Raw genomic sequence first — 21,899 nt, 5'->3', positions numbered from 1 at the left:
AGAATCAAAATATTGCATGACAGCTGAATTTATTAAGTTATATCCTGAGAATCCTGAGAGGAGAAAAATTCTGGAAATCGTAAAGGTTTTGCGCGGAGGTGGGGTAATTATCTATCCCACTGATACTGTCTATGGGCTGGGTTGTGATATTTTTAATCAAAAGGCAATCGAGAGAATACGAATGATAAAGGGGATAAAAGGGAGACACTTAAATCTTTCATTTATTTGCTACGATCTAAGCCATATTTCTGAATATACCAGACATTTAGATACCCCCACTTTTAAATTGATGAAGAAAGCACTCCCAGGTCCTTATACCTTCATTTTAGAGTCATCTTCAAAAGTTCCAAAGATTCTGAATGTGAAAAAGAAAACGGTAGGGATACGGATTCCTGACAACAACATTCCGCGTGAAATTGTAAACGAACTAGGCAATCCTATCATAACCACCTCCATTCATGATGATGACATTCACGATCATGCCACCGATCCGGAGATTATTTATGAAAACTTCAGGAATATGGTAGATGTGGTTATTGATGGAGGTTTCGGCGAGGTGCATCCAAGTACTGTGATTGATTGTACGGGCGAGGAACCAAAAGTCATTCGAGAAGGGATGGGCGATGTGAATATTGTGGCATGAGTAAAATCGTAATTGAGCCTCATTACCTAGGAAGCTTGGAGTATTTTGTCCTGCTATCGCAACAAGATGAAGTTTGCTTTGAGATTTGTGACTCATTTCCTAAGCAGACCTATCGAAATCGAACCTATTTCTTAGCTTCCAATAAAATTCATCCGCTGACTGTGCCAGTCAGTTATTCGAATGGCTTTGCCACAAAGGCAGTGAATGTGAGCTATTCTCAAAGGTGGATTAAAGACCACTGGGGGGCTCTGTATTCTGGCTATGGAAAGGCTCCTTTTTTTGAATATTTCAGCGAGGAGTTCAGAGCAGTTTGGGACAAAAAGCCCAGTTCATTGATCGATCTGAACCTGGAGTTGATGCAGATATGTTTTAAAATCCTTCAATTGGATGTTTCGATTTCTTTCACAGAAGACTTCCGATTGGAGTATGATTCTGATTTCCGAAACATGATCAATCCCAAGAAACCATTTTCTGATCGAAAAATTTACAGACCATCACCTTATACACAGCTTTTTGGTGATACCTTTGTTCCAAATCTGAGTATTATCGATTTGATCATGTGTGAGGGTCCAAATGCGGCACAAATTTTGAGCAATTCATACCTAAGAAACTGATCAGACGCACTGAAATCGAAACACATCAAGTATTTCGACGAGATAATGAACAAATCTGAAACTGCTCGCGTTTTTTCATCTACATTAAAGGGATATTCTTCGTTTATCCTATATTTTTACTAAAAAGCGAAAGACAAAACGCATGTCAAAAGAGGCAAAATTTTCAAACAGAGTCAAAGAAGTGATTTCCCTTAGTCGGGAAGAAGCGCTAAGGTTGGGGCATGACTATATTGGCACAGAACATCTCTTGCTGGGGATGATCAGAGAGGGAGAAGGGGTAGCAGTAAGTGTAATGAAAAAGCTTGGTTTAAGCATGAAAGAATTACGCTCTGCCATCGAACAGGCCACAAAAGGAACTGCCACAAGCAATGTGAAAAACCTGGCAAATATCCCACTTACCCGGCAATCAGAGAAGGTACTAAAGATCACCTATTTAGAGGCTAAAATCTTCAAAAGCGCTTTAATCGGAACAGAACACTTGCTGCTATCTATATTGAGAGATGAAGATAATCTGGCTACTCAGATCCTAGAGAAATTTGAAGTGAATTATGATTTGGTAAAAGAGATGCTCGAGTACCAAACAGAGAATCCAATGGCTTCAGCGGATACTGATGATCCCAATGACGAAGGAGATGAGCTCTACTCAAGTAGCCCGCGAGGTTCGGGTAGATCTTCTTCAGGCAAGGAGAAGGGAGCCGAAAAATCACGCACTCCAGTGTTGGATAATTTTGGGAGAGACTTAACAAAGCTGGCAGAAGAAGATAAGCTTGATCCCATCATTGGTAGAGAAAAAGAAATTGAACGAGTAGCTCAGGTCTTAAGTAGAAGAAAGAAAAACAATCCCATCCTCATCGGTGAGCCCGGTGTCGGTAAGACGGCAATTGCGGAAGGTCTGGCACTTCGAATTACACAGAAAAAAGTATCACGTATTTTGTTCGGTAAGCGAGTGGTAACACTCGACCTTGCATCATTGGTGGCCGGCACAAAATATCGTGGACAATTTGAGGAGCGTATGAAGGCCGTGATGAATGAGATTGAAAAATCTCCGGAGGTTATTCTTTTCATAGATGAGCTTCACACCATTGTTGGAGCTGGAGGAGCTTCTGGCTCGCTTGATGCTTCCAATATGTTTAAACCGGCACTTGCAAGAGGTGAGATTCAATGCATCGGTGCAACTACGCTAGATGAGTATAGACAATACATTGAGAAGGACGGAGCATTAGCTCGTCGTTTTCAAATGGTAATGGTTGATGCCACCTCTCCAGAGGAAACACATCAAATTCTTGACAACATCAAGGATAAGTATGAAAACCATCACCACGTTAATTACACACCAGAGGCAATCAAAGCATGTGTGACTTTGTCTGATAGGTACATATCTGATCGATTCTTGCCAGACAAGGCCATTGATGTAATGGATGAAGCCGGCGCAAGGGTGCATATCAATAACATCAACGTTCCGAAAATCATTACTGAACTAGAGGATCAGATTGAAGATGTAAAGAAGGAGAAAAACAAGGTTGTAAAAAGCCAGAAATATGAGGAGGCGGCTCAATTAAGAGATAAAGAGAAAAAGCTTATTGCTCAGCTTGATGATGAGAAAGCCCGATGGGAGGAGGAGACTAAAACCAAGCGTTATGAAGTAGGAGAAGATAACGTTGCAGACGTGATCGCTATGATGACAGGCATTCCTACCAAGAGAATTGCGGAGAATGAGAGCGCCAAGCTTGTTACCATGAGCAAAGACCTTGAAGGTCTGGTGATAGGACAACAAGAGGCCATTAAGAAATTGTCGAAAGCGATTCAACGAACAAGAGTTGGATTGAAAGATCCAAAGAAGCCAATAGGGTCATTTGTATTTCTTGGACCTACAGGAGTTGGTAAGACAGAGATGGCGAAGGTCCTTTCAAGCTTCCTATTCGACAAAGAAGATTCTTTGATAAGAATAGATATGAGTGAATACATGGAGAAATTCTCCGTATCACGGCTTGTTGGAGCGCCTCCAGGATATGTGGGATACGAAGAGGGCGGTCAGCTTACAGAGAAAGTAAGAAGAAAGCCTTACAGTGTTATTCTTTTGGATGAAATCGAAAAAGCTCACCCGGATGTGTTCAACATTCTGCTTCAAGTGTTGGACGATGGGGTGTTGACAGATGGACTTGGAAGAAAAGTTGATTTTCGAAACACACTAATCATCATGACTTCAAATATTGGAGTTAGAGATTTGAAAGATTTTGGCGCAGGGATCGGTTTTGCTACGCAGAGCAGAAAGGATAATATGGATGATATCATGAAATCTACAATCCAGAATGCGCTTAAGAAAACATTTAGTCCTGAGTTTTTGAATAGACTTGATGACGTGATCATCTTTAATTCACTAGAAAAAGAAGATATCTTCAAGATCATTGATATTACGCTAGGGAAGCTATTCTCAAGAATAACCGATTTAGGATATTCAATAGAATTGACTAAAAAAGCGAAAGAGTTTCTAGCGGAGAAAGGGTATGATCCACAGTATGGGGCGAGGCCTTTGGCCAGAGCCATACAGAAGCACCTTGAAGATCCGATAGCGGAAGAAATTCTTAAAGGAGAAATTCAAGAGGGCGATACTTTGGTTGCTGAATGGGATGGTAAGAAAGAAGTGCTGGGCATTAAGCTCAAGAAAAAGAAAGCACCTAAGACGCAGGACAAGAAAGAGAAATAATAAGTAGAGGATGGTTAAGCCATCCTTCTATTTTTAATATTTGGTTTATATTATAAACTAATTTATATTTGTATCGTATTTATAGTAAACCTATAAAAATCATGAGCAATAAAGAACTAACTAAAGATGAAAGCCTGGAACTAATCACTCATATGATTGGCCAGGCAAAACGAAATGTAGCTAAGGGAGGAAGCTTTTATTTTCTATTGTGGGGCTGGGTAATCATGCTTGCTAACCTCGGACACTATGCGATACAGAAATACGACTTGTATGAGCATCCATATATCGTATGGACTTTGATCATACCTGCGATGGTGGCTAGTATTTGGTATAGTGCGAAGAAAGAAAGAGCAGCTGGCGTTGTGAGCCACTACGATAGAGTTTATTCTACCATATGGATTGGAATTTTTATTAGCATAATAATCTTGTTAATATTTATGGGAAAATTAGACTTTAATCACAATGCTGTAATTCTGTTGTTTTCAGGATTGGGTACCTATTTAAGTGGTTCATTGCTTCGCTTTAAGCCTCTTTTGATTGGAGGTGTCTCTCTTTGGGGAGCAGCAGTTGTGGCCTTTAATGTCACGATTTTAGACCAATATCTTGTAGCAGCTGTAGGTTTGCTAGTAGGGTATTTGATTCCAGGTTACTTACTCAGAAAAGCGGAAAAATGAGCGGTTTTGCACAATTAGACCCTTTACTTCATTCTCAGCTGAGATTGGCGGTTATGTCTCTACTCATAAGTGTAGACTCTGCAGAGTTTGTATTTATAAAGGAAAAGACGGGAGCTACAGCTGGTAACTTAAGTGTTCAACTGGATAAATTATCAAATGCAGGATATATCAGCGTGACTAAATCGTTCAAGGGGAAGAAACCAGTAACAACTTGTAGCATTACGAAAGTGGGTATCAAAGCCTTTGAGAAGTATGTAAATAACCTAAGAGGATATATCGAGTAATTTTTTTTCAACATATAGTTTGTAATATAAACTACTTTAAAAAAATATAAATATGAAAAACATATTATCATTCGCGCTACTCATGATTGCTGGGCTTTCATTGGCGCAAAATTCGAAACAAATTCAGTACGCTGGATACCTAAATGCAAGTAAGACCATGTGGGAAAGAAGCATCAAACTTGCTGAAATGGAGGACGGTGATAAAAGTTTTGAAAAAGCCTTGGCTATGTATGGTTTGCTGAACAATACAATGGCAACTCAAGACGAAGCAACATTTGAAGAGTATGTAGGTCCAACTACTGATTTACTCAAAGAGATCATTGACGAAAACCCGGGACACGGAGAGGCTCATGCAGTTCTTTCTTCCGTGTATGGCTTAGTAATGGCCTACAGTCCAATGAAGGGGATGTTGTATGGGATGAAGAGTTCGTCGTTGATGGATAAGGCGCTACGTCTTTCTCCAGATTCTCCACTGGTTCAAAAATTATACGGAGGATCAAAGCTTTATACGCCAGAAATGTTTGGAGGAGACTCAAAACAAGCGATAGAGGCATTCACAAATGCAATCGAGCTCTTTGAAAAGGGAGATGTTGAAGACAATTGGTTGTATATGGATACACACATGGGTTTGGCATTGGCCTACAACAAAGTGAAGGAAAATGAAAAGGCGGAAGAAATTCTTGAAAAAGCAATTCTGATGGAGCCTCAATACCATTGGGCCAAAGCTACTTTGGCTGAAATTAAAAAATTATGAAAGCCCTGTGCTTGCTATTACTTGTACTTAACACCTTGCCTGTACTTTCTCAACACCAGGTTAAGGGAAGGATTATTGATTCTGAAAGTAAAGAAGGACTAATTGGAGCACACGTGTACCCCTTAAAGAATTGGAGAAAGGGAGTTATCACGGACATAGACGGCCGTTTTAGTCTCGAACTTGATAAGCTGGACATGCAGGATTCTCTGATTGTCACTTTTATTGGTTTTCAAGAACAGGTTGTGCCGATTTCTGATAACCTAACCATAACATTAATTGAGCTGGAAACTGTTGGTGAGACGGTGGTGGTAACAGCCAAACCATTGATAGCGGAGGAGTTCAAGTATATGGAAATCAAAAAACTTGATATTTATACAAACCCAGCGGCAAAAGCAGACCCAATTCTAGCAGTTAATTCTTTGCCATCTTCAACTACTACTGATGAATCGGCCAATATTAGCCTGAGAGGGAGTAGTCCATTGGAAACAGGTGTATTCCTAAACAACGTACCCATCTATGATGCGGTACGCTATTCTCAGCTTAATGGAATTGGAACATTTAGCATCTTCAATACTTCCATTATCAAGGGTGTCACAGTTTTTCCTGGCAACCCTTCTTTAGAGTTTGGGAATGTAACGTCTGGAGTCATCTCTATGCAGACGGATGATCAAGTGCTAGACGGGAACGCAAATTCACTGGTTGTGAGTCTTGCAAATATTGGATATTCTAGAGAGCAAAAGATCAATAAAAATCAAAGCTTGAAATTGTTCACCAATTGGCAGCCTAGCGGCCCCATCAAGTTGCTTAATGAACAAGCATTGGAAAGTATAAAGACTTTCACTTCGAACGATCTTGGTTTGTATTGGTATGGTAATAGCGAAGCATTGAGTTGGAAAATACTTAGCTATTCAGTCATTGAAGGGTATCAGTTCAATTTTGAGCACCCTAGTTACACCGGAATATTTGATCAGGAGAAGCAAAGAAGTTTTTTGATTTCTTCGATAGAGAAACCTGTTGCTGGTGGATCTTTGAGCATAAACAATGGCATGAGTTATAGCAATGGTGATTATGCCTATTCCAATGTTGGTTTTAATGTAAAAAAGAAGGATTTTTTCATTGGGACCAACTATTTTCTAGCGAAGGCTAAATTCAGTTTTAAGACCGGTTTGAGTTATGATTATCGCTTCTCGACCGTGAGGGGTAATTTCCATGAGTTTAGATTTGCACTGGGTACGGATCATCCGACCATTCAATTTGATGATGAGGCGCATGTAAAAGTTCTTGAGGGGTATACATACTTCAAATACTTTTTTACCGACGAAATAGCTTTTGGCGCGGGATTGAGGAAAAATGTGCCAATGGATGAGCTCGAAAGCTACTTGAGTAATCAAGCAAATGTTTCCTATTCAGACGAATTTTGGACATTCACCTTGGGTGCTGGTATCTATCATAAAAGCGGCTTGATGGAAAATACTGGAGAGCCTTTTGATTCTGAGAGCCTTCAAAAATCAGTGGATATCAAACGCTCAAAAAATGGAATAGAATTGGCTTTAAGCTTATTTGACAAGAAGGGAAGAGTCAATGATGAGGAGTACACTTCTCGTGGAGCTGAGTTATTCACAGACTACCGTTTATCTTCAAAGCTAAGCGTCTCGGCATCATTTACGCTATTGGATGCTGAGAGTGAGCAAGAAGGTTACCATTACGACCTGTCATACTTTATCAGAGGAAATATCTCGTATTCACCTGGTAGGTTTTGGACAATCGAATCAACAATTATTTCTAGGGAGGGAACCACCACCTCGGTGGTTACTGATGCTTCCTATAATCGACCGCTTGATGTATTTGAACCAAGGTTTGCAGAATCTAACCTCAGACTTTCTGCGTATTCAAATGTGGGAATTTCTATTAGCAAGATTTTTACAATATCCGAAAAATTTAACGTGATCACTTTTGTAAGTCTGAACAATGTATTTGACAGAGAGAATGTTAGCGGATTTAAGTACAACGAAGACTATTCTGCTCGTGAACAAAGTTTGTATTCCAAGCGAACCGGATATCTGGGAGCCGTAATTAATTTTTAATACCCACCCCAAAATTTTCTTAAAAACCATTCACTGGAAAAAAGCATGAAGATGATGAGATACCACCACCATGTTCGGTAGAGTGGTATGAGATCTTCCTCACTTTTGATGATCGATTTAAAATCTTTTGATTCAATTGCTTCAAGCATCCGATCAGCATTGTCAAAGTGCTCATAGCTTCCGTTTGTATTCGCAGCAAGGTTTTGAAGAAGTCTATGATCAGCAGTAAGATTGAGGAATTCCGGATTTACATTTTGAACAGAGAATTCTCCTCGGTCTATCAAAACCTTATCTCCTATTTGAGTGGTTGCTTCATACTGATAAATACCAGGCTCGAAATTAGGAGACCTAAAAGTCGTGTTGAACTCAGAGTCGGTAAAGGAAAAACTCTGTCGCTCACCATCTTCAGAACTGATACTTATTCTTATTGAATTGCCATAGATACGTTCATAAATGTCATTGTATACCTCTGCATCAAATAGGATAGACTCAGAGTCTGTGAAATTATTCATTCGAGTTTTAAACCGAAATTGCTTCTTGTCATTCTTTACCGAAAGAAATTGAACGGTTTTTGTAATTAAGTTTTTAAACTGGTCAGCGTTTCCATTAATAGCGGACTCCTGAAGCTTCCATCGCCAGATATTCTGCCCAAGTAGAACCGCACTTTTCTGTGTTCCGTCATCAAAGACGGCCATGAGCGGCTTCTGAGTTTTCACACTACCCAGCTTTTGATACATGAGTATTTCTGCAGGCCCGCTTAGCTTATAATTGCCAAATGGCACTTCAACTGGTGGGTATTCTTCAAATGCGGATACGTTTTCAATTTTGTATTTACTGAAATTTTGATTGAATGATCCAACAACCTTGTCTGGTTGAGAGCCGCGTCGTTCTATGTTAATGAATGGAAGCGTTTTATTGGCAGAAGTAATTGAACTCTCATTGCTCAGGACATACCATATTCCAGGATTTTCTTTTGGGATAAAATTGACCCCCGAAGTAAAGGCTCCATGGAAAATAACAACATCAAAAATTTCATTGGGCTTTTCGTCATGAATGCCTGGGATATAGACCTTTGTTTGATAGTTTCCAGTCTCGGTGAGTGTTGCTCTAATAGCTTTTATATCTGGGTGAGGAGCGTTCGCAACGATCAAAACCTGCTTTCGCGCATCAATAACTTCCATGAAAATATTGGAGCGATTATTCTCCAACGTGGACTCATCACCCATGTTTGAAATAGATGCGACTAAATGCCTTAGTCCCTCTTCTTCTGATTTAATGATGAACTCCATTTGCTGTATGGAATTTTTTAAGCGAGTCTTCTTCTCTTCCAAAAGCTTCCCCTTTTCCATTAACCGTATCGTAACCTCCTGATTGTCATAGCCATCTTGGCTTATTTCAAGCTGAATGGGAGTTTCGTTTCCTTTGAAAGTGACTTTATTGTAGCGTGTACGGGATATACTAATGTCTTTTGGAGGAATAGTGTCCCCAAGCCCTACAGCAAATACAGGGGTTAGATAATTCTTATAAAGAGGCGAACTGCCTCGATTATAAATCCCGTCGGTAATCAGTAATGTGCCTACGACATTCTGTTGATCCAGCTCGTCTTCAATATTTTCTACTAAGTCCGAAATATTTGAGGTAGAGTAGTTGAAGTTTAATGAATCATTAAAAGAGGTGAGTTTAACCTCAATATTCTGATTTTTAAGTTGTTGCTCAATGGACTCAATAAATTGACGAATTTCCTCAGCCGAATTTCCCCTTTGAGTTACCGATTGAGAGTTATCCAAGGCGATCGCAATTATGGGATCTTCAACCTGATTGGTCACTTTGCGAATGGCTGGTGAAAGTAGCAATGTCAAAAGTGCTAGAATCCCTAAAAAGCGAATGCTTACCAAGAGCCAATTTTGAGATTGATTCCAGGGTACATTCTTTTTTGCGTAAAGAAAATAAGATAGCGCAGCAGAGATAACAATGATGAGTAGAATCCACCAACCGGAGTATTCTAAGTGAACAAAGCTTCTATCCATTAATTATTTATTAGAATTTCTCATGCGAAGATAAACCGATGAATCGATCCAATTAGGAACAATGAAACCTAATGCAATACATGCATACGAGCCAATTTAATTTTAGATACCCTTTTGTGTTGAAAGGTTAGTTCACAAAAGCCAATACCTCCGCTTCGGAAATCTTGTTGAATGTAATCCTTTCAAATCTACCAGCAACAAATGTGGTACCCAGGATGAGCAGAGAATTGTCAGTACCAACCTTGATGGATGAAAATGTGAAGGGGTTCAAGAATCCAATTCGATGTGAGCCTCCTATTTCTCCTGCGTCTGTATAAAAATTCAAAAGTACTTGTCTCCCTTTAGTTTCTGCTGCAAATATGGAATAGCTGGTGCCTGAAGTATAGCTAACTATTTTAGTTGGAGTATATGGTTTTAATTCAGCCATATCTCCAGGATATAAGTCTGCACTGGATGTGATTCCCCCAATCGAGAGTGTAGCGTTTGCCAGCTGATAATTATCGTCAAATTGATAGCCGGAAACAGCAAAGTTACTTCCACTCAAAGCCATCACTGCTCGCAAGCCAGCATTAGAAGATTGGCCTTGAACAACCCCACTAGGTGCATCAGAGAAATCAGTGAATACGAGTGAAAGGCTGTAATTATAAAAGCCATTGAAGTAGTAATTTCCGGCGGAAACCTCACCGCAAAAGAAAGGCAATGGACGATCACTGGCGTTTAAGTAATGATTGATTATTTCTTGCTCCACATCATCTCCAGGGCCAATTGAGTAGCGGTTTCCTCCGACAAACATTCCGTCGAGCGATATTTCTGATATTTCTGTCTCCTGAGACAGAGGGTCATAGCTTTGGAGTAGGAAATTGCCATTACTCAATATATTCGATGATAGCGGATAATTAATTCCACCGATCAGTGTTTCCACTTCAATATTGAGCTGAGGATTCACTCCAATAAGAACTGCTTCCAGAGATGTTGGATTCATTGCGAAAAAATAGCTGTTGCTATCGGCCTGATTTAGGTACATGTTGCCAATAGGGACAACATAGTCACGCAATTCATTGTCATCAATATAGTTTCCTTCTTCATCAATTTTGATCAATCGGATACCCATAAAATCTGTATTGGATAATTCTGTACCACTTAGAATGATATATCCGTCAATGGTTTCTATCACATCGATAGGACGATAACTCACATCTATATTGGAGTCGTCATAAATTTTCAGGAATGATTCGCTTAAAGCAGGCTCATCATCAGAGCATGAAATCAAAAATGATATAGAAACAAGGGATGTCAGTATTTTGATTTTACTGATGATATTCTTTATATGGATATTTTTTTCAATTGCGTACATGTTGTCTCAATTAAATAACGGGCACTTTGTGCCTTAGTAGGCTTTGAATTGTTGGTCAATGAATCGGAAAGGGAATACGAAACTTAAAGAGACACTAATGTCTCTCAAGAAAATTTCATCATTAGTCTCCCCAAGGGATGCTAATTCATTTTGTTGCTCATTAGGTTTAGTGGCGGAAGTAAGCGATCTCTTATAATTTACTTCAAACACGGTTCGGATATTCCAGTAGTCAAGATTCACGCCGACTCCACCCGAAATACCGGTGAATCCCTTAAACGAATCTTTCACACCTAAAGTGCTGGTTCCACCTGAGGATTGGAGTGGACTGCCAGATGAATAATCGATTTGGGTAATCTTAACATCTTTTTGAGCAGAGGCTACTATGGAGTGAAACCCGCCTACCATAGCAAAAGGCCTGATTTTTCCTTTCCTTATTACATCATATTTGATCATCAATGGTAACTCGATGACATCCAGCCGCTGTTCAACATCATATCGTGTTTCAAACCGATTCCCAGACGATGCTCCAGTCCAGGCTAAAACACTGTTGTATTGATATCTTGATCTCTTGTAAACTGGCTGGAAGGAAGCAGAAAAGCCTCGGTGATAGAAGTTCATTTCCAGACCCATGTGAGCTCCGGGAAGTGAAAAATCATCGTAGCTTTTTCGCAAACTATCCGCAGAGTAATCGATTGGGCTGAAGCCGGTATTTCTTGTTTCCGGAAAGGCCTGTGAGTAGTTAATCCCCATCTTTAACCCAAGCCAAAACTGGGTATCAAGAAATGATTCCAGCGGGTTTGATGAAGGCTTCTTTTGTGCCATCAAATTACTGGAGACCAGTAAGATGAGCAGTGTAAAGGTTAGTTTACTTACGAATGATGAGTCTTTTTGTATCATCTAACATTTCAGATTTTGCTTTGATAAAATAGAATCCAGGATTGAGCGAATCGAGTACAAATGAAAAAGTATGCTCACCAGGAGCCACCCGTCTGTTTGTTTGAGATACAATATTTCCTCTCACATCGATTAGTTGAACATTTACTTCTTGATAATTATTTACGAAGACTTTGGCCTGCGTATAATTAGAAGCCGGGTTAGGATAGATAGATTCAATTCTGTAATTCTTTTGGAGATGTTCTTTTTCTCCCAAAATAACATCCTTGATTAAATCCATAGGCTCGTAATTTCCCCCTGCTGGATTAGGGCCCTCAATGAAATCTCTGAAGAAGATATCATTTTCAATGATCGACTTTTCTACTCCCATCCATTCGAAAAGGATATTAGAATAAATCTGACGGTAATCGAATTGCATCCCAACATTGCCTTGCGAAACATCTGGGACGGTTCCGTATATCCCTGGTTTTACAGCAGCACCAAACATCATGACTGGTCCTCCTGTTCCGTGATCACTTCCGTAGCTTCCATTTGAGCCGATGCGTCTGCCAAATTCGGACATGGTCAAGGTAAGCGCTCGTTCTTCAATACCTCGGGAGCGTAAATCTTTCTGAAAGGCTGCCATGGCTGATGAAATGTGGTAAAGGAGCGCAGAGTGAACACCCATTGTAGGGTCGTAACTTTCTACTTGAGAGGCATGGGTATCAAATCCCCCCATTTTCACAAGAAAAACCTTGGTTTTTACTCCACCTGCCAGTAGTCTGGCGACTAGCTTCAATTGATTGCTGAGCGGGTTCCTTTTTGATCCATCGGGAGCGTTAAAAGGATAATTTTCAGGGTAGGTCACTGAAGTTTCTGCTGAAGAATCATATATCTCAGCGAGACGTTTAATGTATGTTTCAGATTTGTCTTCTAGCCCAAGAATCCAGTCCATTTCCTTTCCGTATGGAGAGTCATTTAGAAAAGCCGGAGGATTTCCTCGTGGATCTATTCCCTCATCAGAGAAGCCTTCCAATTGATCGATGAGGTTGGCTAGGTTTGCTGGATTACTACCGAGTGATAGGGAAGTAGGAATGTTTCCTTCTTGATGGAACAACAATGACACATCGTTACCCATTTCTAAAGCCAGAGGATCCGGCATCTCTTCCGTTGGAAAGTCAGTAGGGTAAACCAGCGGTTCGTATTCTTGTCCAAGATATCGACCAATCCACCCAGAACTGAAGTAATCATCTGCATCTCCTCCCATAAACCAGATGTCTCTACCACGGAAGTGAGATCCGTTATTTCTTTCGTAAGAAACGCCCTGAAAAACGGCAGCTTTACCTGCGTCATAAAGGCGTTTGAAATCATTCATATCAGGATGTAATCCTACTTGCTCCTCGCTTGCCACAGTACTGTCCAGTGGAATCAAGGTTCGATTGCCTACTTTGTAAGGGATTGCAATGTTGGCTCTTCTACTGTAGTACTCATCGTAATTTGAAATAGGTATGACGGTATTTAATCCATCATTTCCGCCATGTAGTTGAAGAATGATGAGTACCCGATCGTTCGTGCTTTGCTGTGCCAGGTGTTGAAACTCCTGATGAGATGCTAAGAGTTTGAGTGGAACGCCCTGAAATGCAATCGGTGCCCCAGCAGCAAAACCTAATTTCTTTAAAAAATTTCTTCTTTTCATGTCAACCCTTCATTAATTCGTTAGAGCCTTTCTTAGGCTTTTTATTTTAGGTATGATGACTACTTTATTCATAATTAATTCCGACTATGTCGGGCTACATTAATTGATATTCTGGTGATTGAAGCATGGCATTGAAGAGCTCTTTGATCTGATTGGCGCGTGTGTTTGCATCCAAATTACCATCCCATCGAGTCGTCCATGCAGCTTCAGGATCAGCATCTATTGCAAAAGCAAACATTGCAGTTTTGAAATAATTGAGTCTCTCGGTTGTCAATTCCCCTCCATCCGTATCAAACGAAAGGTTGTCCGAGATGGGTAGCAAATATTCAGCTACTGCAATGATGAAATCATTGGCGATACGAATTGTTGCAGGAGCAAAATTGTTTTCCACAAAATCAAAAACGTTGACTTGTCCCATCTCCATGTTTGTCCCATCGGACAAAGCAAGTCTGACAAAATTGTATCTATTGGTGAGATAATTCGTAGTGATCCAACTGCGATTAAATATTGGGAATTGATGATAGGCTGGATATCCGGCTACCTCGAACGGCTCATAGTAGTCCATTCCCTGCCTTCTTATTTCTCCCAATAAGTCAATGGAAAAATCATAATATTCAGCTAGCTCCGTTTCATAATTCGGAAGCTCCAATTCAAAGTTTCGCATGAAGCCGAGGACCACATCCAATGGAGATTTAATAATACTTCCAAAATTGTTGTCTTCAGGTCCTGCTTCGGCCTCATAAAAATGCTGGCTTGTTAAGAGAGCTTCCAACACTGGCTGAATTTTGAACTCATTGGCAGTGAAAATGTCCGCCATATCCTGAATAATGTCGTCTTGAAGCGCTTGATCTACTTGATGGTATACAAAGAAGCGATAGAGTTCTCGGCAAATACTTCTTGCGGTTTCAGGCTGGCCGTATATTAAATCTACATACTGACTGATTTCGTCCAGTACACTTTCCTCTGTCGGATTGCCGCCAACAAGCAAGTCTGGGTCAGGAGTCACTGATCCATTATTCATTCTTGCACTGAATGTTTTAGTTCCTTCTTCATGACTAGATGCAACTGTACCACCTCTCACAACACCTCTGGGTAGTCCGGTTTCTTCGTCTATGTTGGAAAATGTCGGATCCACGTTGAAGCCAGAAAGCACCTGCGCTCCAACCTGAACATCTTCTTCCGTATAGTTGAAATAGTCTCCATCAAATTCTGGATCGGGCACATTTCCTTCAAGTCCCCGACCAATGGAATAGAGCTCCATTAACTCACGTGCATAGTTTTCGTTAGGGCTGCCTTTCACATTAAATCTTCCATCTAAAAAAACCAGCATGGCATTGTCCACGCTCAATTTTTTTGTGAGCTGCTTCAAATTTCTGGGCACCACAATATCTGGATCCATCGGGTCGTCCGCAGGAATGATGATGTCCTCCCCGTCGATGGCAAACATTCTGAAAAGTGCTTGTTGATAGTAGAGGCCTCTAGAGCTGTTAACAACGGAGCGTTTTGTAGTGAAATGGGTATGAAAAAAGAAAACCAGCCGTTCCCTAAAGATGTAGGGAAGCTTTATTGAATTATCAATGCCATTGCCTAGCAATTGGCCAATGTGCCAAGCTAAGAAATATCTTTCTAGTTCAAATCCTTCACTTTGAGCATTTCCTGTTGTAATCCATTCAGAACCTGTAAGTGGATCTATGGGTAAAACCGGATCGGGCAATCCCGTGGTTAATAGCTGCGCAACAGCCTGCGCCGGAGTAAGCGTTGCGAATGTATCAATTTCAGATACAGATCCGCCAAAGCACGTCCGACGTAGCAAGTGAGCAGCTCTTTTTCTTCCTAATGTGCTGGTGAGCGCGTTTAAAGGCATTGGAGCTGTTTTGGTAAGTAAAACTCTAAAATTAACTCATTATTATAAAATAAGTTATAAAAAATATTCAAATAGTTAAATTAAATGACAATCAACAAAAAAGTCCATTGCATTCAATGGACTTTAAATTTAAATGATGATGAGTTAATTAAGTTAACATTCCTCCATCTACTTGAATTGTTTGACCTGTGATGTAAGAGGACATGTCAGATCCAAGGAAGATGCAGGCGTTTGCTACATCCACAGGAGCACCACCTCGCTTCAATGGAATGGCATCCCTCCAGCTTTGAACCGTTTTTTCATCCAGTGCATCAGTCATTTCTGTTTCAATAAATCCCGGAGCTACCGCGTTGCATCGAATACCTCTTGAGCCCAATTCCAAAGCAACCGATTTGGTAAAACCAATGATTCCGGCTTTAGATGCGGCATAGTTGGCCTGACCTGGATTTCCTTTCACGCCTACTACAGAAGACATATTGATAATTGATCCACTACGTTGTTTCATCATGGTTCTGCATGCAGCTTTCACTGTATTAAAACATGATTTTAAGTTGATATTCATGATCGCATCCCAGTCAGCTTCACCCATCCGCATGAGTAGATTGTCTTTGGTGATGCCTGCATTATTTATTAGAATATCTAAGGAGCCAAAATCGGCAACCACACTGCTGATAAGCTCTTGAGCTGCTTCATAGTTTGAGGCATCAGATCTGTATCCTTTTGCCTTGATTCCCTGAGCGGCGAGTTCTTTCTCCAATGCTTCGCCTTTCTCTACACTCGACAAATAAGTGAATGCGATGTTGGCCCCCTGAGCAGCATACTGCTCTGCTATGGCTTTACCAATTCCTTTTGATGCTCCAGTGATGAGTGCTGTCTTTCCTTCTAGTAATTTCATATAGATGAGTGATTCAAAATTTTGATGCCAAAGATAATCAGATGAGAGAAGACTGATTTCCGCTTATTTTAGACAATTTTTCGACTTAAATTTGCGCCTCAATTTAAAATCAAATACAACATGGCATCTAAATATGATCTTATTGTAATCGGAAGTGGTCCTGGAGGATATGTAGCAGCGATTCGAGCTTCTCAATTGGGAATGAAAGTTGGTGTAGTTGAAAAATCAGAGCTCGGTGGGGTTTGCCTAAACTGGGGGTGTATTCCCACAAAAGCACTGCTTAAGAGTGCGCAAGTTTTTGAATACATCAATCACGCGGAAGATTATGGGATCAAAGTGAAAGATGCAAAAGCGGATTTCAACGGGATGGTGAAGAGGAGCAGAGATGTGGCAGGGGGAATGAGCAAGGGGATACAATTCCTTTTCAAAAAGAATAAAATCGATCACATAGCTGGATATGGAACGCTGAAGAAGGGGAAGAAGGTCGAAGTAAAAGATGAAGGAGGGAAGGTGACTACCTATGATGCGAATCATATCATACTTGCAACAGGAGGTAGAGCTAGGGAGCTTCCAAATCTGCCAATCGATGGTAAGAAAATAATAGGCTATCGAGAGGCCATGGTTTTAGATAAGCAGCCAAAGAAAATGGTAGTTGTAGGATCAGGAGCCATCGGTGTCGAGTTTGCCTATTTCTACAAATCCATAGGTACGGAAGTTACGATTGTTGAGTTCATGGACAGGATTGTGCCGGTTGAAGACGAGGAAGTAAGTAAGCAACTTGAGCGTACATATAAGAAAGCAGGAATGAAAATCATGACCAACTCTGAAGTGACCAAAGTAGACACGAAGGGTGCTGGTTGTAAAGTGACTGTGAAAACGAAGAAAGGTGAGGAGCAACTGGATTGCGATGTTGTGCTTTCAGCAGTAGGTGTGGCAACCAATATTGAAAACATTGGATTAGAGGAAGCTGGGGTAAAGACAGAAAAAGGAAAGGTGCTTGTGGATGATTACTACAAGACCAATGTTGATGGTGTTTACGCCATCGGGGACATTGTAAAGGGACAAGCGCTGGCACACGTGGCATCAGCAGAAGGAATCATTTGTGTTGAGAAAATCAAGGGCATGCATGTTGATCCCTTAGATTATAACAACATACCAGGTTGTACTTACTGCTCTCCTGAGATAGCTTCTGTTGGCTACACTGAAAAGGCTGCTAAGGAAGCGGGCTATGAAGTGAAAGTTGGCAAGTTTCCATTCTCTGCTTCAGGTAAGGCAAAAGCAGCAGGGGCATCAGATGGATTTGTTAAAGTGATCTTTGATGCTAAATATGGTGAGTGGTTGGGCGCTCACATGATTGGTGCCAACGTAACAGAGATGATTGCAGAAGCAGTTGCGGCCAGAAAATTAGAGACAACTGGTCATGAGATTATCAAAACGGTGCACCCACATCCAACAATGAGTGAAGCAGTGATGGAGGCAGCAGCGGCGGCTTATGATGAAGTGATTCATCTGTAATGATTCGAAGTTTCTCAGTCTTTTTATTTATCGCGCTCGCTTTTTCGGGGTTTTCTCAAGACCCGTTCAAGAGAGGGATGTATAAAAGCTTGGATGAGATAAGGTACAATTCACCTAGTTCTCCCTTGGAATATCCTGTTTTAGAAAGTACTAAGCGTTTTGGTGAGGCTTTCGACAGAAAAGAAAGCACGTATTACAGATTATCGATTAAGAACAAAAAGTCCAGAGAGATTGGCCCAATTATTGGGTTTTCAGATGGAAATACCCTTTATCTAGCCACTACTGAGGTAAGTGCAGGGGAAGGCTCAATGTTTAGTCCTGCGGATAGACTTAACGATAGTATCTATGTTTTTGAGCACTATTATTACGAATTTGGGTTTGAATTATTAGGGAATCTCATGTCTGGTGGAAGTCAAATATTTCTACCCTCAGCAAGTAAGGTTCAGTCTTTTTATGTTATAAACCTTAATGGAACTATCAATAAACTGACTGTCGAGTACATGACGAAACTATTGTCAAAGAACGATGAGCTCGCATATGAATTCGAGAAGGAGCGAAGTAAGGAAGGGTTATTGCTGCTCTATCTTATGAAGCTTCTTGATGATGGAGAAAATTGAAAATTAAGCCCCGACAAAAAATGTCAGGGCTTTTTTAAGCTACAGCCGTTTTTGTTTTACTAACCTCATAACTGTAGCCGCTGAGAAGGCGCTTCAAATCTTCCAATACCGCTGAGCCCGTGGGCAATGAGCCTGCCCCTTTTCCAACAGAGGTATGCTTACCGCTTATTACTGTATCGACGCTAATTGCATTGTTTTCAGAATCGACACTGTAGAGTGCATCATTTGGGTCTACTAGCTCAGGCCTCACACTGCAAACAATTTCATTTCCTAACCGCTCAATAGTGGCAACGGGCTTGATTTTTCGTCCCTTCGCTCGTGCTTTTTTTATCTCCTCCTTTGTTACACTTTCTATACTCTCGGCGGAGAAACTATTCAAAGAAGGCACTTCGCCAAACGCATGATATGCGAGAATGGAGAGCTTATAAGTAGCGTCTATTCCACTGATATCCAGGGTAGGATTTCGTTCCGCAAACCCTTGTGCCTGCGCGTCGCTTAATGCCTGCTCAAAGCTCCATTGGTATTGCTGCATTTGGGTCAAAATGTAATTGGATGATCCATTAAGAATGCCTCGAATTTTCAGCACTTCCTGATCTCTGAAAAAACCATCTACAGCATGAACAATGGGAATGCCGCCACCAACAGCCGCTTCATATAAAAAAGTAGCATCAAATTCATTGTGCCATTGATCAACTTCTTCTAGCGATTCCCCAATCATTTTTTTATTTGCGCTGATAACACTCTTTCCGTTTTGAAGAGCGGTATGGACGTATTTCTTTGCTGCTGCAGCATCGTCAATCAATTCAATGATGATGTCTAGCGCTGGATCATGTATCAGTTCATCAGGATTGTCAGTGAAATAAAGCTCGTGACCAATCCGCGGCAAGTCCACTCTTTTCACGCACACTTTCTCAATGGAAGCGGGTAAATGGGGGTGTTTCTTTAGATTTTCATAGAACCCCTGTCCAACGGTCCCGAATCCAAACAGTCCGATTTTATAATGTTTATTCATTGTATTTCTTTTTTCAATATGGCTGAGATTTTTTCAGTCTCAATTAAGAATCCATCGTGTCCGTATAGACTTTGAATGGGATAAAAAGCGGCATTGGGAATGTGGTCGAAAATGAATTTTTGTTCGTGGAGTGGAAACAAAATATCGGTTTCCACACCAATCACAATGGCTCTTGAACGCAATCTTGAGAGCGTATTCTCCAGCCCATTTTTGTCTATCCCAATGTTGTGACTATCCATTGCTTTTGATAAGTAGTAGTAGCTAATAGGTGAGAAGCGCCTACGTAGTTTGGCGCCCTGATATCTCTGATAGGATGAAGCGGAAAACTGATCGATTCGCTCTTCCGTATCACTTTGAGTTTCATTGTAAGTTTCATGATTCCTGTAAGAAAGCATAGCCACTGCACGAGCTGTTTCAAGTCCATCAGCAAGGTTAGCAGCGGACTTTATCGCCATCCTTTGAGTTTCATTGAAGGCTATGCCCCAGGCAGAATGCTTGGCATTCGTAGCAATGGGAATGATTGTTTCGAATAACTCAGGCTCTTGCACTGCCCATTCGAGCAACTGTTGTCCACCCATGGATCCACCAATACCAATTTTTATCTGCTGAATGCCTAAATGTTGCTTTAGCATTTTGTGAGCTTCCACCATATCGCGTATGGTAATAAGCGGGAAGTCAAAATCAGTGGGCTCAGTGCTTCCATAGCATGATCCTATCATATTGGCACATATGATGAAATGGTCTTTTGGGTTGATTAGATCATCTTCACCGATTAAGCCAGGCCACCATTCAATGGGGTCACTATTGGCTGTCAAGGCATGAAAAACCCATATTACATTGGATTTATCAGCATTCAGCTCTCCGGCAGTAGTGTAGTGGATCCTAAGATCCCGGAACGTTTTACCACACTCCAGGATCAAAGGTTCCTCAACCTTAAAACCATGAGGTTTAGACGTGTGCTGTGTCAGTATTGGCATACACTTGTTCAAATGCTTGTTCAAAATCTGATTTGATATCATCGATATGTTCAATCCCCACAGATACGCGCAGTAGATTTGGGAGAACTCCTGCATCTTGCTGTTCTGAATCTGATAGTTGCTGATGAGTGGTAGCTGAAGGCTGAATGATCAACGTCTTCGCATCTCCAACATTTGCCAGATGGCTTACCAACTTGAGATTGTCTACCAATTGGGTAGTTTCTTCTTTTTCACCTTTTAGTTGGAAAGAAAAAACACCACCAAACCCATTGGTCAAATACTTTTTAGCAAGCGCATGATATGGACTTGACGGTAATCCTGGATAATTGACTTTTTCAACCAACGGGTGTTCATTAAGCCAAATGGCCAGTTTCAAAGCATTATCGACTGTTCGTTGTACCCGAAGAGAAAGAGTTTCTAATCCTTGAAGTAGCAAGAACGAATTGAATGGGCTCAATGCTGGTCCGAAATCTCTGAGGCCTTCTACTCTCGCACGTATGGCGAATGCAATGTTTGGCAGTCCCAGGGGATTTCCATGACCAAAAACTTCCCAAAACTTGAGGCCATGATAACCTTCAGATGGTTCAGTAAATTGTGGGTACTTTCCATTGCCCCAATTATACTTTCCACTATCTACGATCACTCCACCGATGGATGTTCCGTGTCCGCCAATCCATTTGGTAGCCGAAGCAGTAACGATTGCTGCTCCGTGTTCGATCGGCCTGAATAAGTATCCAGCGGCACCAAAAGTATTGTCGACAATCAGCGGGATGTCGTAATCTTTTGCTACTTCGGCAATTGCTTCAAAATCAGGAATATTGAACTCTGGATTCCCAATGGTCTCAAGGTAGATTGCCTTGGTGTCTTTGTCAATCAGCTTTTCAAAGTCGGAGGCCTTATCTGTTTTTGCAAATCTTGTTTCTATGCCTAGACGCTTGAAGGCTACCTTGAATTGGTTATAAGTGCCTCCATATAGGAATGAAGTAGAGATGAAGTTATCGCCTGCTTGAAGTATGTTATTCAAAGCGATGAACTGTGCAGCTTGACCTGAACCAACAGCCAAGGCTGCTACTCCCCCCTCCAGTGCAGCAATGCGTTTTTCAAACACATCGGTGGTTGGATTCATAATTCTCGTATAAATATTTCCAAACTCCTTCAGCCCAAAAAGATTTGCTCCATGTTCGGAATCTTTAAATGTGAAAGAAGTGGTTTGGTAGATAGGCACAGCTCGAGAGCGAGTAGTTTCATCTATTTCTTGACCAGCGTGTAGCTGAAGTGTTTCGTATCTTAATTCTTGTGACATAATTGTATT

18 protein-coding genes are annotated in these 21,899 nt (G+C 40.9%); 9 read left to right on the top strand and 9 right to left on the bottom strand.

Features of this window, described 5'->3' with window-relative positions:
* Nucleotides 1-16 precede the first annotated feature (16 nt).
* From ABJF57_RS13305 to ABJF57_RS13275, 7 genes are all read left to right on the top strand, one after another.
* Nucleotides 17-643, top strand: coding sequence for an L-threonylcarbamoyladenylate synthase (locus tag ABJF57_RS13305; RefSeq protein ID WP_462229852.1), 627 nt, complete (start codon nucleotides 17-19; stop codon nucleotides 641-643).
* Nucleotides 640-1,257 carry a WbqC family protein gene (locus ABJF57_RS13300; protein WP_462229850.1) on the top strand — a complete coding sequence of 206 codons (618 nt, stop codon included), beginning with the start codon at nucleotides 640-642 and terminating at the stop codon, nucleotides 1,255-1,257. Before ABJF57_RS13305 ends, ABJF57_RS13300 begins: the two co-directional genes overlap by 4 nt.
* Nucleotides 1,258-1,399: 142 nt before the next feature.
* Nucleotides 1,400-3,961 carry an ATP-dependent Clp protease ATP-binding subunit gene (locus ABJF57_RS13295; protein WP_462229848.1) on the top strand — a complete coding sequence of 854 codons (2,562 nt, stop codon included), beginning with the start codon at nucleotides 1,400-1,402 and terminating at the stop codon, nucleotides 3,959-3,961.
* A 101-nt stretch (nucleotides 3,962-4,062) separates the two neighbouring features.
* A complete protein-coding gene (locus tag ABJF57_RS13290) occupies nucleotides 4,063-4,635 on the top strand; it encodes a hypothetical protein (RefSeq protein WP_462229846.1) in 573 nt (190 codons plus the stop codon).
* Nucleotides 4,632-4,919, top strand: coding sequence for a winged helix-turn-helix domain-containing protein (locus tag ABJF57_RS13285; RefSeq protein ID WP_462229844.1), 288 nt, complete (start codon nucleotides 4,632-4,634; stop codon nucleotides 4,917-4,919). The genes ABJF57_RS13290 and ABJF57_RS13285 overlap by 4 nt, the downstream gene beginning before the upstream one ends.
* 52 nt (nucleotides 4,920-4,971) lie before the next feature.
* The gene (locus ABJF57_RS13280; protein WP_462229842.1) at nucleotides 4,972-5,673 is read left to right on the top strand and encodes a hypothetical protein; all 702 of its coding nucleotides are present in this window, start codon (nucleotides 4,972-4,974) and stop codon (nucleotides 5,671-5,673) included.
* The gene (locus tag ABJF57_RS13275) at nucleotides 5,670-7,757 is read left to right on the top strand and encodes a carboxypeptidase-like regulatory domain-containing protein (RefSeq protein ID WP_462229840.1); all 2,088 of its coding nucleotides are present in this window, start codon (nucleotides 5,670-5,672) and stop codon (nucleotides 7,755-7,757) included. The genes ABJF57_RS13280 and ABJF57_RS13275 overlap by 4 nt, the downstream gene beginning before the upstream one ends.
* Here ABJF57_RS13275 and ABJF57_RS13270 read toward each other — a convergent pair.
* The 6 genes from ABJF57_RS13270 to fabG all read right to left on the bottom strand — a co-directional run bounded on the left by ABJF57_RS13270 (nucleotide 7,754) and on the right by fabG (nucleotide 16,466).
* The gene (locus tag ABJF57_RS13270; protein WP_462229838.1) at nucleotides 7,754-9,784 is read right to left on the bottom strand and encodes a hypothetical protein; all 2,031 of its coding nucleotides are present in this window, start codon (nucleotides 9,782-9,784) and stop codon (nucleotides 7,754-7,756) included. The two genes, ABJF57_RS13275 and ABJF57_RS13270, sit on opposite strands and share 4 nt — an antisense overlap.
* Nucleotides 9,785-9,911: 127 nt before the next feature.
* On the bottom strand, nucleotides 9,912-11,138 hold the full coding sequence (locus ABJF57_RS13265; protein ID WP_462229836.1) for a hypothetical protein: 1,227 nt from the start codon (nucleotides 11,136-11,138) through the stop codon (nucleotides 9,912-9,914).
* Nucleotides 11,139-11,171: 33 nt separating this feature from the next.
* Nucleotides 11,172-12,035: an outer membrane beta-barrel protein gene (locus tag ABJF57_RS13260; RefSeq protein ID WP_462229834.1), complete on the bottom strand. Its 864-nt coding sequence runs from the start codon at nucleotides 12,033-12,035 to the stop codon at nucleotides 11,172-11,174.
* Nucleotides 12,004-13,707: a DUF1501 domain-containing protein gene (locus ABJF57_RS13255; RefSeq protein WP_462229832.1), complete on the bottom strand. Its 1,704-nt coding sequence runs from the start codon at nucleotides 13,705-13,707 to the stop codon at nucleotides 12,004-12,006. The genes ABJF57_RS13260 and ABJF57_RS13255 overlap by 32 nt, the downstream gene beginning before the upstream one ends.
* Nucleotides 13,708-13,801: 94 nt before the next feature.
* Nucleotides 13,802-15,571 carry a DUF1800 domain-containing protein gene (locus tag ABJF57_RS13250; RefSeq protein WP_462229830.1) on the bottom strand — a complete coding sequence of 590 codons (1,770 nt, stop codon included), beginning with the start codon at nucleotides 15,569-15,571 and terminating at the stop codon, nucleotides 13,802-13,804.
* Between the two features lie 148 nt (nucleotides 15,572-15,719).
* The gene (gene fabG / locus ABJF57_RS13245; RefSeq protein ID WP_462229828.1) at nucleotides 15,720-16,466 is read right to left on the bottom strand and encodes a 3-oxoacyl-[acyl-carrier-protein] reductase; all 747 of its coding nucleotides are present in this window, start codon (nucleotides 16,464-16,466) and stop codon (nucleotides 15,720-15,722) included.
* Nucleotides 16,467-16,586: 120 nt separating this feature from the next.
* Here fabG and lpdA point away from each other — a divergent pair, with 120 nt between their 5' ends.
* Both lpdA and ABJF57_RS13235 read left to right on the top strand, forming a co-directional pair.
* On the top strand, nucleotides 16,587-17,981 hold the full coding sequence (gene lpdA / locus ABJF57_RS13240; protein ID WP_462229826.1) for a dihydrolipoyl dehydrogenase: 1,395 nt from the start codon (nucleotides 16,587-16,589) through the stop codon (nucleotides 17,979-17,981).
* A complete protein-coding gene (locus ABJF57_RS13235; RefSeq protein WP_462229824.1) occupies nucleotides 17,981-18,598 on the top strand; it encodes a hypothetical protein in 618 nt (205 codons plus the stop codon). Before lpdA ends, ABJF57_RS13235 begins: the two co-directional genes overlap by 1 nt.
* Nucleotides 18,599-18,632: 34 nt before the next feature.
* On the opposite strand, the gene ABJF57_RS13230 is transcribed toward ABJF57_RS13235, so the two are convergent.
* From ABJF57_RS13230 to ABJF57_RS13220, 3 genes are read right to left on the bottom strand one after another with little or no spacing between them, the layout of a single operon-like run.
* A complete protein-coding gene (locus tag ABJF57_RS13230; protein ID WP_462229823.1) occupies nucleotides 18,633-19,610 on the bottom strand; it encodes a homoserine dehydrogenase in 978 nt (325 codons plus the stop codon).
* Complete coding sequence (locus tag ABJF57_RS13225) at nucleotides 19,607-20,587, bottom strand: homoserine O-acetyltransferase family protein (RefSeq protein WP_462229821.1); 981 nt, start codon at nucleotides 20,585-20,587, stop codon at nucleotides 19,607-19,609. The genes ABJF57_RS13230 and ABJF57_RS13225 overlap by 4 nt, the downstream gene beginning before the upstream one ends.
* Nucleotides 20,559-21,890: an O-acetylhomoserine aminocarboxypropyltransferase/cysteine synthase family protein gene (locus tag ABJF57_RS13220; protein WP_462229819.1), complete on the bottom strand. Its 1,332-nt coding sequence runs from the start codon at nucleotides 21,888-21,890 to the stop codon at nucleotides 20,559-20,561. Before ABJF57_RS13220 ends, ABJF57_RS13225 begins: the two co-directional genes overlap by 29 nt.
* Between the last annotated feature and the right edge of the window lie 9 nt (nucleotides 21,891-21,899).

The sequence above is a fragment of the Ekhidna sp. genome (assembly GCF_039940915.1).
Classification (GTDB): domain Bacteria; phylum Bacteroidota; class Bacteroidia; order Cytophagales; family Cyclobacteriaceae; genus Ekhidna.
Note: the sequence above shows the minus strand (reverse complement) of the source record. Positions and strands in the feature narration are given on the sequence as shown.